Below are 12201 nucleotides of genomic sequence, written 5' to 3'. Positions count from 1 at the left end.
GTTATCCTGTAGCTTTCCACCACGATGCCGACAGAGCGAAGCGGGGAAGAACCGGCTCCCCGGGCATTCGGCGATCATCCGCCACATGCGGCGGCGCCTGCGATGGCGATCAGAGCGCGAGCGAACGGGCTCACGCGGCCCGTTCGTTCGTACCCTCGAAGCTGTTGAGGTTCGTCGAAGTGAAGCCGAGGCAAGCGGCGTTGGCCTCGATGCCAGCGTCCTCAAATTCGATGGCGAAGGCGAGCGTCGTCGCATCGAGGCCAGTCTTCGAGGGGCTGTAGACGGGGCCGAACAATGTGCGACGTGGATTGGACGGGTCTACGTTGACGATACGTGCCGCCGGCGCCTCCTCAAGGAGCCGCAGCATCGCCTGTGTGACGGCGATGACGCCGAACACGTTTGTCTCGAACAGTGCGGGTACCTCGTCGAGAGACGCGACGCTCGGGCGACCCGGCTTTCCCGCATGGGAAATGCCCGGCTTTCCCGTTTGGGAAATGCCTGCATTGTTCACCAGCACGTCGAGACGGCCGAATTCATTGCGGATGCGCTCTGCCGCGGCGGCGATCGAGGCTTGATTCGCGATGTCGAGCTGGAGGGCGCGGCCATCCGCTCCGACGCTCTGTGCAGCCGTCTGCGCATGCTCGAAGTTACGCGACCCCACGAGCACGGTGAGGCCGTGCGTCGCCAGATCCTTGGCGATTTGGAGACCGATTCCGTTGTTGGCCGCGGTGACCAGGGCGACGGGTTTGTCCTGCATGGTGATCTCCTCTTTTTGCATTGACGTGTAGGCAACGAAGCCATGCTGTGCTAATTTCCCCAAGCGGAACTTCATTCCGTTTTTATACGGAACGTTGTTCCGTTTATCAAGTGGAAAATGATGGACGACAAATCGCAGGAGCGGGGTGGTGGCTTGGAGCCTGTAAACTCGACGGATAGGCGCGTGCGTGCAGACGCGCAACGCAACTCCAAGGCGCTGCTCGAAGCGGCAATGGCAGTCTTTGCAACGTCGGGGGTCGATGCTCCGGTGCGAGAGATCGCCGATAAGGCCGGCGTTGGCGTGGGTACGCTCTATCGCCATTTTCCGCAGCGCTCAGACCTGATCGTGGCGGTCTTCCGTAACGAAGTGGATGCCTGCGCAAATGCTGCATCTGTCATTGCGGCCGAATATGAACCCGGCGAAGCGCTGGCCCGATGGATGCAGCGTTACGTGGACTTTATCGCTGCCAAGCGTGGACTCGCGGCGGCTTTCTCCTCAGGCGATCCGGCATACGAGTCGTTGCCGCTCTATTTTCTCGAGAAACTTCGGCCCGCGCTGCAGACCTTGCTGGATGCCGCGACCGAAGCGGGCGATGTTCGCGCAGACGTTGATGCCAAAGAACTATTGTTCGCGATAGCCAGGCTCTGTTCACCAGACCACTATGGCGGAGGCCCCGAGCAAGCACGACGCATGGTCGGCTTGCTGGTGGACGGGCTTCGCTATGGCGGCGCCCCTTCGGTTGGCCCTAAAGTCTAGAAGAAAGCTGTCAGTCTCGCTCCGACGCCTGCGTGAGTTCTCGAAAGTCGGATTGGTCTTGCCGGGGCAGGTGGCCGCCAAACGGTGGGTGACCAAACAAAACCCGCCTCGGAAGCCGGGCGGATCATTGGCGCAAATCAGCACCATGAATAAATTCCTAGCATAGCTGCCGTCACCTGTCAAGTTGAAAATGTCACATCTTGCGGCTTCTGCATGTTGCGGCTTCCGCTCAGGCGGCTTCACCGCGCTGTCTCGCCGACCGACGCTTTTTGCGCCGGCCGCTGATCTCCCATCTTCTGTGGAACCACATCCACTGGCCGGGATCCTCGCGCACCCAGCGCTCGACCACGTCGTTGAGAAGCTGGGTGGTGCCGTGGACGTCGACGCTGCCGCCGGCGGTGCGCGGCAAGGTCAGCTTGTCCTCGATCTCCAGCCGGAAGCGGTTACCCGGCAGGCGCATGCAGCGCGCCGGATAGACATCGCAGTCATAGTGGCGCGCCAGAGTGCCCAGGACCCGGTTGCTCTCGCATGGGCGGCCGAAGAAGGTCGTTGCGAGCCCGCCCGAGAATTTTTGGTCGACCAGCACGCCGATATTGCCGCCTTTCTCCAGGATGGCGGCAAGCGCGAATGAAGCGCCGGTCGAAGAGGGCAGCAGCGACCCCATGGTCGAGCGGCGCGTCGAGAGGATATAATCGGCAAGGTAAGGGTTATTGGGCGGGCGAAACAGCGCCGTGATGTTCATGCCGAAAGTGGCTGCCGCTACCGGAAGCAGCTCGAAATTGCCGAGATGCCCGGTGAAGATGATATGCGGTTTTTGCTCGCCGGCGATCTCGACGAAATGATCGACGCCGCGGACCTCGACGCGGCCCGGCTTCGTCGCTTTCGGGTCGTAATCGAAGAGCGCATCGAGAAAGATGTATTCCGCGGCGAGGCGGGCCATGTTGCCCCACATGTCGGAAGCGATGGCCTGGATTTCGCTGTCGCTCTTTTCCGGATAGGCCTTGCGCAGATTGGCGACGGCGACGTTGTGGCGTCCCACCCAAGGCCCAACGCGGCGGGCGACGCGGTCGGCGAAATTGAGCGCGCTGTCGACCGGCAGCAGACGCAGTACCCAGATCATCGTCATCGCGGCACGCGCAAGCAGCCAATAGTTGAACTGGCGCAGCCGCCTGCCGTGGCGGAACGCCAGGTCCCTGCGGAGCTTCCTGAAGGCGTCGCCGATCATCCCCTAGACCATGATGTTTTCAGACAGCAACATCACGGACTAACCGACGCGCAGTATGATCTTGCCGAACACGTCGCGGCCTTCCATGCGCTTCAGGGCAGCGTCGATGCCGTCGAAGCCGACCTCGGTGTCGATAACCGGAGAAACCAGTCCCGCCGCCATTTTCTGCATGGCGTCGGCCATGTTTCCCATGCGGCAGCCGAAGGAGCCGAGCAGCTTCAGCTGCTGCTGGAACAATTGCATCAGATTGATCTGGGTCGAGACGCCAGAGGTCGAGCCGCAGGTCACCAGGCGACCGCCGCGTTTCAGGCACAGCATCGAGGCGGCAAAGGTATCGGCGCCGACATGCTCGAAGACGACGTCGACGCCCTTCTTCTTGGTCAGCTTGCGCACGACGCCTTCGAAGCGGTCCTCGCGATAGTTGATGACGTGGTCGGCGCCAAGCGCCTTCGCCTTGTCGATCTTGTCGTTCGAGCCGACCGTGGTGATCACGGTGCAGCCCATTTTCTTTGCCAGTTGGATCGCGGCGGAGCCGATGCCCGAGCCGCCGGCATGGATGAGGATGGTTTCGCCGGGTTGCAGCTGGGCATTGTCGAACAGCATGTGCTCGACCGTGCCGAAGGTGACGGGTGCGACGGCCGCCCCGATATCCGTCACGCCGGGCGGGGCAGGGACCAGCAGGCGCGCCGGCAGGTTTATCTTTTCTTGCGCAAAGCCGTCGAGATGGAAGCCGTGAACGCCCGAGACATGTTCGCAAAGATTGTCGCGGCCTTCGCGGCAGGCACGGCAAAGCCCGCAGGTTCGCGCGCCATAGATCGACACAAGCTGCCCGGGCACAAGGCTGGAGACGCCGGGGCCGACCGCCTCGACCTCGCCGGAGGCTTCGGCGCCGACGACCAGCGGCAGCTTGCGCTTGGCAAAGGCCATGCCGCGCCAGCCCCAGACGTCGATATGGTTGAGCGCCACGGCCTTGATGCGCAGCGTCACTTCACCCAGCGCAGGCTGCGGCGGGGGCGGCAGGTCCACCGTTTCAAGGCGGCGGTCCTCGATAAGTTGCAATGCGCGCATTAGGCCTGTCGGTTCTGTTGAGCTGGAAAAGGCTCGCTTAGACCGGTTCCCGCGCCATGACAAGGCAGGTGTTCTGGCCGCCGAAGCCGAAGGAGTTCGACAGCACCGTGCCGACCTCGGCATTGCGCTTCTTGTTCGGCACCACGTCGAGCACGATCGCCGGATCGGGATTGTCGTAATTGATGGTCGGCGGGATGACGCTTTCGCGCATGGTCATCAGCGAAAACGCGGCCTCGACGGCGCCGGCGGCCGACAGCGTGTGGCCGATCATCGATTTGTTCGACGAGATCGGCATCGAGCCGATCCGCTCGCCGAACACGGTCGACAGCGACAGATGCTCCATCTTGTCGTTTTCCGGGGTCGAGGTGCCATGGGCGTTGACATAGTCGATCTCGTCTTCGCTCAGGCCTGCATCGGCAAGGGCGGCGCGAACCGCCGCGATCGCCGGCGAACCGTCCGGCTTCGAGCGGGTGCGATGGAAGTCGTCGGCCTTTTCGCCGCAGCCGCGCAGGATGCCGAGGATGGTCGCGCCACGGGCGAGTGCGGCCTCCAGCGATTCCAGCACCAGCGCGCCGGAGCCTTCAGCAAGGACAAAACCGTCGCGATCCCTAGAGAATGGCTTGGATGCCTTTTCGGGAATGTCGTTGTGGGTGGAGAGCGCGGAAAGCAGCGAGAAACGGATCAGCGCCTCGGCGGTCGCCGAACCGTCGGCGCCGATCGACAGCGCCCTGTCGCATTCGCCGCGGCGGATCGCCTCGACGCCGAGCTGGATCGAGGTGGCGCCCGAGGCGCAGGCGGTCGACAGCGTGATCGGCAGGCCGCGTGTCCCAAAACGGTCGGCGAGCCGGTCGGCGATCGAACCGAACTGCGTGGTTTCGAAAACATCGAGTTCCTTCAAGCCCCGCGCCACGCGAAGCAGCCTCTCGGCGCCGATGTCGTCCTTGTCGGAATTGTAGAGCGAAAAGCGCTCGCTCCAGTCGAGTTCGACCGGCGGCGAAGCGAGGAAAAGCGGCCCGCCGAAATCGCCCGAATCAAGGCCGGCTTCGGCCACGGCTTCCTGCGCGGCGATCTCGGCGAGATCGTTGGTAAGAAGGCTGGCGCCCTTGGAGCTCGAAGGCAGGAAATCGACCGTGCCGGAGATGCGGGTGTTCAGATGGTCGACCGGAAAGCGGGTGATCGGATGGATGCCGGACTTGCCCGCTGTGAGCGCTGCCCAATTGTCGGCCTTGCCGACACCCAGCGACGTCACCACGCCGATACCGGTGACGGCGACGATCGGCCTGCCCATGTGGTCGTTCAGATTGGCCATGACTTGTCCTGGACCTTTATTCGGCGGCGTTGACCAACGCCATGCCCTCGAATTGGTGATAGCCGATCGCCGTTGCAAGGACGGTCGCGGGAATGCCGTCGAACGGCTTCTCGTTGGCGGTGTCAAAAGCCGGGTAGGCGGCCTTGCGCTCGACGGCCAGTGCCGCCAGCGCCACGGCAAAGGGAAACTGCGCTTCCTTCATGTGGCCGGTCAGCGTCGAAAAGCCGCGTGCGGCAATCGCCGGATGGGCGTCGAGCGCGGATTTCTCGGCAGCAGTAGCGGCATGGGCGCCCGAAGCGCCTGAAATCGTCAGCAACTCGCCGTTCGGCAATGCTGCCTGCGTGAGCAGCGCGGCAATCTCGCCATCGAGCTCGCCCTGCCGGCGTTTGGCGCGTCCCGACACGACGGGGCCGAGCTCGGCATAGATCTTTCGCCCGCGGCTGATCGCGTGCTCGCGCTGTTCCAGGACGAGAAACGCGCCGCCGGATCCGGTCACCACGCCGCCGCCTTCGGCGCCCTGTCTCTGCCAGACCGGTTTCCAGGGGCCACGATGCAGATAGCCGGCCAGTTCGTAGCCAAGCAGCATGTCGGAATGCTCGGTCTGGAAGGCGCCGCCGACCAGTATATGCGTCGACTGGCCGGAGCGGATGCGTGCGGCGGCCGTCTCGACAGCGGCGACGCCGGCACCTTCCTCGCCCATGAAGGTGCGCGACGATCCCGTCACCTTGTGAACGATGGAGATGTTGCCGGCGAGCAGGTTTGAGAGCTGTGCCAGAAACAGCGTCGGCCGCAATTCGGTGGTCAGTTTCTCGTTGAGCAGCACGTCGCGGTCGTTGCGGCTTTCCGAAGCGGCGAGAATGTCGGCGTCGACCGCCTCGTCGCGCTCGCCGCCGCCGGCAGCCACCACCATGTCCATGGTCGTGCAGAGTTCGTCATTGCCCTTGATGCCGGCGTCGTCCAGCGCCATGCCGGCGGCGTAGGTGCCGAGCCTCTGCCAAGTCTCCATCTGCCGCTGGTCGCCGCGCTTGGCGATCTGCAGGTTCCAGTCGATCTCCGGCAGCGGGTGGACGGTGTAGGGCGAGAAGCGCGCGGGTTCGAGCACGGGTTCCAGGCCCGGCTGGACGAGTTTGCGCCAATGCGCATCCGGACCTTCTCCCAGCGAAGAGACAAGGCCAATGCCAGATATGACGACGTGGTGGGGGCTGCTCATGAGCGGCTTTGTGGGTCAGGCGGCGGAGCGCGTCAAGATCACGCGCTCAACTGGACGTCAGGCGTTCTTGGCCGCGACCAGTGCGTCGATCTTGGCGCACAGGTTTTTCATGACGAAGTAATCGTCGGTCGAGGCCTTGCCGTCATTGACCTCTTGCGTCCACTTTTCCAGCGGCACCTTGATGCCGAATTCCTTGTCGATGGCAAAGACGATGTCGAGGAAGTCGAGGCTGTCGATGCCGAGATCGTCGATGGTGTGACTTTCAGGGGTGATCGTGTCGATATCGATCTCACTGGTGTCGGCGATGATCTTGGCGACTTTGTCGAACGTGGTGGACAAGGGCTTTTCCTTCGGGTTGCGGGCGGAATCTGTCCGCATGTGTTTGCGCGCTGTCTAATCGGTTTTTCCGGGCAGGAAAAGGCCTGATACGCCGGGCGCAGATGGGGTGACTGTTCTGCCAAGGCAAGAGGGGCGCCGGCAACCCGCCCGGCGATGTGCCGAAACCTTCGCGGCGACCTGGAGACGACCGGCCATTTGCAGCGCATCTATGGAATGGAGCTTGGCGCGGTGGACAGCCATCGCGCCGAAACCGGCGGGAAGGGAATACCGAACTCCCTTGAGCGCAGCCACAGAACCGTGCTTCGGCAACAGTCGACAGCGTGGTGAGCGCGCAGTTGGCGCGCCCACCGTCTCAATTCAAGCGATCAGGCCAACAGCACCGCCTCGTTAGTCAAGCACGACCACGGCTTCCACCTCGAACAGCATGGGATCAATTGCGAGCTTGGGAACGGGAACCAGTGTCTGTGCCGGCAGCGTGTCGCCGAACATCTCCTTGACGTTCTTGGTCAGCACCTCAAGCTTTGACATATCGTGATCGACCACGAAGACCGTGAGCTTGGCGACCTGATCCGGCCTGGCACCGAGCGCATCGAGGGCGGTGCGCAAATTTGCGTAGGCCTGCACAACCTGGACAGCGAAGTCGGGCGACAACGCTCCCGTGCTGTCTTGTCCGCCCTGTCCGGAGATGTAAGCAACTCGGGTATTGCTGGGCGTGATCACTGCCGTGCTGTAGCCATTCGGCGACGGGTCGTAGAGGTTTTGCGGATTGACGATGGTCAGCTTGAGATCATTCTCATTCGCTGTCGTCGCAGTGGGAATGCCCATGGTCATGATGATTAACCCTCCGATAAGCAGATGCTTGATTGCGCGTGACATGATTTTCTCTTGGCTCTGCGGAACTGCGAGCAACGTATCCTCGCGGTCGCATGATTGAATTTTGCGTATCGCCCATACGACTCGTACGAGGTACGATTTAATCGTATGGTACGCCGTACGAGTCAATCGTTCAAGATCGACATTCATCGCGTTGCCGGTCAAAATCGACATCCGAACAGCGAGGAAGAAGGATGGCAGCCAAACGTAGCGGCGCCCGGAGCAAACGCTCTCAACGGACAAGCGAGTGGCTCCAGCCAGCGGGAGAGCCGCGCAGCGAACCGCCTCTCTCTCGGGAACGCATCGTGGCGGCCGCGGTAGAACTGCTGGACGCTCATGGGGCCGACGGATTGACGATGCGCCGGCTGGCCGATGCCCTCGGCTCGGGCGTGATGAGCCTATATTGGCACGTCGACAACAAGGAGAATGTCTTCGATCTGGCGCTCGACTCGGTGCTCGAATATCGCGGGCCATCGCAAATAGCTCAGTCTGAAGACTGGCGCGGAGAAGTCGTTCATATGCTCGAAGACTGGCGCGCCAGCATGCTGCGCCATCCTTGGTCGGCATCGCTGTTGCCGCGCCGGGCGCTCGGCCAGAACATCCTCAGCCGCTTAGAGTTGCTGAGCAAGACCTTGTCCAGAGCCGGTGTTGCGGACGCAGATCTGAACGTCGCGATATGGTCGCTCTGGAACTATGTGATGGGCGCCACCGTCACCCGGGCAAGCTTCGACCTTTCGGACGAGGACAGGGCCGCAGCGCAGCAGCGCCTTACAAGTCCCAGCGAACGCTACCCGACAATCGAACGCTCTCGTCTGCTGCTGGACAACGATTGGGATGGTGCTTTCCGGAAAGGCCTCGGGTTTCTGCTCGATGGCCTTTCTCCAAGATAATGACTTCCTGACATGAACGCCGGTTCCAGCGCGGATTAGAAGGTGACGCGGCCGAGCACGCGCAGGCCGTCGTCTTGCGGCTCGACGATCACGGCTTCGCCTTCGCGCGGCGAGATGCCGGTGAGGGCCATTATGTTTTCCAGATGGGTGACCATGACCACATTGTCGGAGCCGGAATAATTGCGGATCTCGGCCATGATCGCCTCGAGCTGGGCGGCTTTCTCGCTCGCGTCGGTCTTCAACAGGTCAAGCGGCGCGAACGGTTCCGGCTCTGCTCTGAAAGCGATGCTAGCGGTGTCGAGGCAGCGGCAATAGCGGCTCGACAGCATGCGCTCGATGGGCGCGGCGCGGGCGGCGAACAGCGCGCCGATCTTGCGCGCCTGCTGCTTGCCACGCACCGAGAGGTTGACCTGGGTCGCACATTTCTCGATGTCGAAATTCGCCGGATCGGTGGCGCCGGTGACCATGGCATGGCGGAGCAGCACCACATGCCCGCCGTCGCGCAACAGCGCCCAGCCGGCTTCAGTCGCATGGGCCGCGGCGGGAACGACGAGCAGCAATAGAGTCAGCACAAATCGAAGCATCAGACGTCCTTTTCCGGCCACCGCAGATGGGTTGCGGTGACCTGATATAGGGACGGCAAAGCCGGCTGAAAAACAAGGCATGACCGATCCCGGCTGTTTGCCAGCACAGGCCGCTTCGGAAGGCGGGGCGATTGCGCTGCAATCGCGGCTCGCCTATCAGGAGAAAAATGTCTCCACTCATCGAAACCGTCCTTTTTGTCTTCGGTCTTGTCGCGCTCGGCTATCTGGCCGGGCTCACCGGCTATTTGAAGGCCGAGGCGGGCGCGGCCATCGCCGAATTCGCCGTCGGGGTGGCGATGCCGCTGCTTCTGTTCCGCACCATGGTCAACGCCGATTTCCATGGCGCAGCGCCCTGGTCGTTCTGGGGAGCGTATTTTGCGGCGGCAGCAATCACATGGGCCGCCGGCCATCTGGTCACCACACGGGTGTTCGGGCGCGACGCGCGTGCGGGAGTCGTCGGCGGCGTGTCGTCGGCTTTTTCCAATCTCGTCCTGCTCGGCATCCCGTTCGTGCTCGGCACATTCGGGCCAGATGGGTTCGAAGTGCTGTCGCTGCTGATTTCCGTGCATCTGCCGACGATGATCATGGCGTCGATCATCCTGTTTGAGATTTTTGGCCGCGGTGACGAGCACGTGCATCCGCTGCGCATCATCCGGCGCTTCCTTCATAAAGTGTTTTCCAATCCGCTGATCATCGGCATCCTGGCCGGATGGGTGTGGCGTTTCACCGACCTGCCATTGCCGGCGCTGGCTGTCCGGCTGGTCGACGCGTTGGCCAACATCGCCGGACCGGTCGCCTTGTTTGCCATGGGGCTTGGCCTATGCCGTTTCGGCATTTCCGGCAACGTGCGGCCGGCGCTGGCGCTGTCGGCGCTGAAGCTGCTGCTGATGCCGGCCGTCGCGCTCGGCCTGGTCTGGCTGCTTGGCTTGCCGCCGCTGTCGGCGAAGGTGGCGGTGGTGGCGGCCGCGCTGCCATCCGGGGTCAATTCCTACCTGATTGCCACGCAGTTCAACACCGGCCAGGCATTGGCATCGAACCAGATGACCATCGCTACTGCCTGCGCGGTCATCACTACGGCGTTCTGGCTGACGGTGGCCGTCCACGTGTTTGGATAGTTCCGCGACACGGTGATTTTGACAGGTTGGATGCCGGTCGGCAATTTTGGTGGCAATCGCAAGCCTCTAGGATTGGCTGAGACATCCCTCCCTTCGTCATCCCAGGGCGGAGCAAGGAGCGAAGCGACGCGGCGCAGACCCTGGGATCCATGCCGTCGCATAAGAGCGTTGCAGCGGTGCAAAGCCTTTGATGCCGGACGGACAGCTGGGGCGCGAAGGATCGCTACAGAGCAGCTTTACCTCCGAACCGCTGCATTCTTCGGCTAATGTAACGGCATGGATCCCAGGGTCTGCGCTCCGCTTCGCGTCGCTCCGCCCTGGGATGACGGAGGGAGGGGCCAAGCGCAAAACCGGGCCTCGCCTAACGCTGGCCCAAACCCTATATGCCATCTTGCGATTGATTGCGGGGCTTGCCCTAGGTAAAGAGCAATGGCTCCAGGCGTGCCGGCATCGATGCCATTGCGCACGCCCGTCAAAGAAATCCAGATACCGGCCCGTCAGTGCGCCGAACGGAGGCTAGACCATGCTTCAGAAAACCAGCCATTTCATGCGCCAGGCCAATCTCATCAATGGCGAGTGGGTGCAGGCCGACAGCGGCCAGACGGTCGACGTCAACAATCCGGCCACCGGCCTCAAGATCGGCACCGTGCCGAAGTCCGGCAAGGCCGAGACACGTCGCGCCATCGAAGCCGCCGACGAAGCTTTCAAGACCTGGCGCAAGACCACCGCGCTCGAGCGTTCGAAGCTGTTGCGCAAGCTGCATGACGCGATGATGGACAATCAGGATGTGCTGGCCGAGCTGCTGACCATCGAGCAGGGCAAGTCACTGTTCGAATCGAAGGGCGAGATCGGTTCGGCCGCATCCTACATCCTGTGGTTCGCCGAAGAAGGCCGCCGCACCTATGGCGATGTCGTGCCGTCGCCCTGGGCGGACCGCCGCATCCTGGTGACCAAGGAGCCGGTCGGCGTCATCGCCGCCATCACGCCATGGAATTTCCCGTCCTCGATGCTGGCCCGCAAGCTCGGCCCGGCGCTTGCCGCCGGCTGCACCGCTGTCGTCAAACCGGCGTCGCAGACGCCTTATTCAGGCCTTGCCTGGGGCGCGCTCGCCGAAGAAGTCGGCTTCCCCAAGGGCGTCATCAACATCCTGACCGGCGCCGCCGGCGAGATCGGCGACGAGATCTGCGCCAACCCGCTGGTCAAGAAGATCACCTTCACCGGCTCGACCGAGGTCGGCAAGATCCTGATCCAGAAGTCGTCGACGACCGTGAAGAAAGTGTCGATGGAGCTTGGGGGAAATGCGCCGTTCCTCGTCTTCGACGACGCCGACATCGAGCGTGCCGTCACCGGTGCGATCACTGCGAAATATCGCAATTCGGGCCAGACCTGCGTGTGCACCAACCGCTTCCTGGTTCAGGCTGGCGTCTATGACAAGTTCGTTGAAAAGCTCGCCGCCGCCAGCAACGGCCTGAAAGTCGGTTCCGGCCTCGAGGACGGCGTGCAGCAGGGGCCACTGATCGACGAGAAGGCAGTCGAGAAGGTCGAGGAACTGATCGCCGACGCCACCGCCAAGGGCGGAAAGGTCGTGGCCGGCGGCAAGCGCCATGCGCTGGGCGGCTCGTTCTTCCAGCCGACGGTGATCGCGGATGCAACGCCGAAGATGCGCTTCATGAAGGAGGAGATCTTTGGCCCGGTAGCGCCGGTGTTCAAGTTCGAGACCGAAGAGGAAGCGATCGCACTCGCCAACGACACCGAATTCGGCCTCGCCTGCTATTTCTACACCGGCGATCTCGGCCGCGCCTTCCGGGTCATGGAAGGGCTGAAATACGGCATGGTCGGCGTCAATGAAGGCTTGATCACCACGCCTGAGGCGCCGTTCGGCGGCGTCAAGGAATCGGGCCTCGGCAAGGAAGGCGGACATCAGGGCATCGAGGATTATCTCGACACCAAATATGTCTGCATCGGCGGCCTCGGCCTTTGATTGGGGCCGCTCTCTGATTGAGTGGGGTCTGTTGACTATCGACAGACCCAAGCCGGCCCGAGAGGCCAGGCGGGAATCGATCGACCAACTGGCG

At 62.7% G+C, this 12201-nt stretch carries 12 protein-coding genes; 4 read left to right on the top strand and 8 right to left on the bottom strand.

The window, feature by feature from the left end; translation table 11 throughout:
- Positions 1-130 precede the first annotated feature (130 nt).
- Complete coding sequence (locus AC0L26_RS15720) at positions 131-958, bottom strand: SDR family NAD(P)-dependent oxidoreductase (protein WP_473633365.1); 828 nt, start codon at positions 956-958, stop codon at positions 131-133.
- Between AC0L26_RS15720 and AC0L26_RS15715 the strand changes: the two genes are divergently transcribed.
- Entirely contained in the window at positions 875-1513 is a 639-nt protein-coding gene (locus AC0L26_RS15715; RefSeq protein WP_473633364.1) for a TetR/AcrR family transcriptional regulator, read from the top strand. The genes AC0L26_RS15720 and AC0L26_RS15715 overlap by 84 nt on opposite strands.
- Positions 1514-1742: 229 nt before the next feature.
- Here the strand turns inward: AC0L26_RS15715 and AC0L26_RS15710 are convergent, their stop codons facing one another.
- The 6 genes from AC0L26_RS15710 to AC0L26_RS15685 all read right to left on the bottom strand — a co-directional run bounded on the left by AC0L26_RS15710 (position 1743) and on the right by AC0L26_RS15685 (position 7540).
- Positions 1743-2738, bottom strand: a complete 996-nt coding sequence (locus tag AC0L26_RS15710; protein ID WP_473633363.1) for a lipid A biosynthesis lauroyl acyltransferase — start codon at positions 2736-2738, stop codon at positions 1743-1745.
- 39 nt (positions 2739-2777) lie between these two features.
- Entirely contained in the window at positions 2778-3806 is a 1029-nt protein-coding gene (locus AC0L26_RS15705) for a zinc-binding dehydrogenase (protein ID WP_473633362.1), read from the bottom strand.
- 37 nt (positions 3807-3843) lie between these two features.
- Positions 3844-5115 carry a beta-ketoacyl-ACP synthase gene (locus tag AC0L26_RS15700; RefSeq protein WP_473633361.1) on the bottom strand — a complete coding sequence of 424 codons (1272 nt, stop codon included), beginning with the start codon at positions 5113-5115 and terminating at the stop codon, positions 3844-3846.
- Positions 5116-5131: 16 nt separating this feature from the next.
- Positions 5132-6325, bottom strand: a complete 1194-nt coding sequence (locus AC0L26_RS15695; RefSeq protein WP_473633359.1) for a beta-ketoacyl-ACP synthase — start codon at positions 6323-6325, stop codon at positions 5132-5134.
- 57 nt (positions 6326-6382) lie between these two features.
- Entirely contained in the window at positions 6383-6664 is a 282-nt protein-coding gene (locus tag AC0L26_RS15690; protein WP_006335407.1) for an acyl carrier protein, read from the bottom strand.
- 387 nt (positions 6665-7051) lie between these two features.
- Positions 7052-7540: a RidA family protein gene (locus tag AC0L26_RS15685; RefSeq protein ID WP_473633548.1), complete on the bottom strand. Its 489-nt coding sequence runs from the start codon at positions 7538-7540 to the stop codon at positions 7052-7054.
- A gap of 191 nt (positions 7541-7731) precedes the next feature.
- Between AC0L26_RS15685 and AC0L26_RS15680 the strand changes: the two genes are divergently transcribed.
- Positions 7732-8427: a TetR/AcrR family transcriptional regulator gene (locus tag AC0L26_RS15680; protein WP_473633358.1), complete on the top strand. Its 696-nt coding sequence runs from the start codon at positions 7732-7734 to the stop codon at positions 8425-8427.
- Between the two features lie 35 nt (positions 8428-8462).
- On the opposite strand, the gene AC0L26_RS15675 is transcribed toward AC0L26_RS15680, so the two are convergent.
- Positions 8463-9011: a histidine phosphatase family protein gene (locus tag AC0L26_RS15675; protein WP_473633357.1), complete on the bottom strand. Its 549-nt coding sequence runs from the start codon at positions 9009-9011 to the stop codon at positions 8463-8465.
- A 167-nt stretch (positions 9012-9178) separates the two neighbouring features.
- On the opposite strand from AC0L26_RS15675, the gene AC0L26_RS15670 reads away from it, so the two are divergent.
- Both AC0L26_RS15670 and AC0L26_RS15665 read left to right on the top strand, forming a co-directional pair.
- Positions 9179-10126 carry an AEC family transporter gene (locus AC0L26_RS15670; RefSeq protein ID WP_473633355.1) on the top strand — a complete coding sequence of 316 codons (948 nt, stop codon included), beginning with the start codon at positions 9179-9181 and terminating at the stop codon, positions 10124-10126.
- A gap of 523 nt (positions 10127-10649) precedes the next feature.
- A complete protein-coding gene (locus AC0L26_RS15665) occupies positions 10650-12107 on the top strand; it encodes an NAD-dependent succinate-semialdehyde dehydrogenase (protein WP_473633354.1) in 1458 nt (485 codons plus the stop codon).
- Positions 12108-12201: the final 94 nt, after the last annotated feature.

Source organism: Mesorhizobium sp. WSM4823, assembly GCF_055811195.1.
The sequence above is the reverse complement of the archived record's forward strand: the minus strand, read 5'-3'. Positions and strand labels throughout refer to the sequence as shown.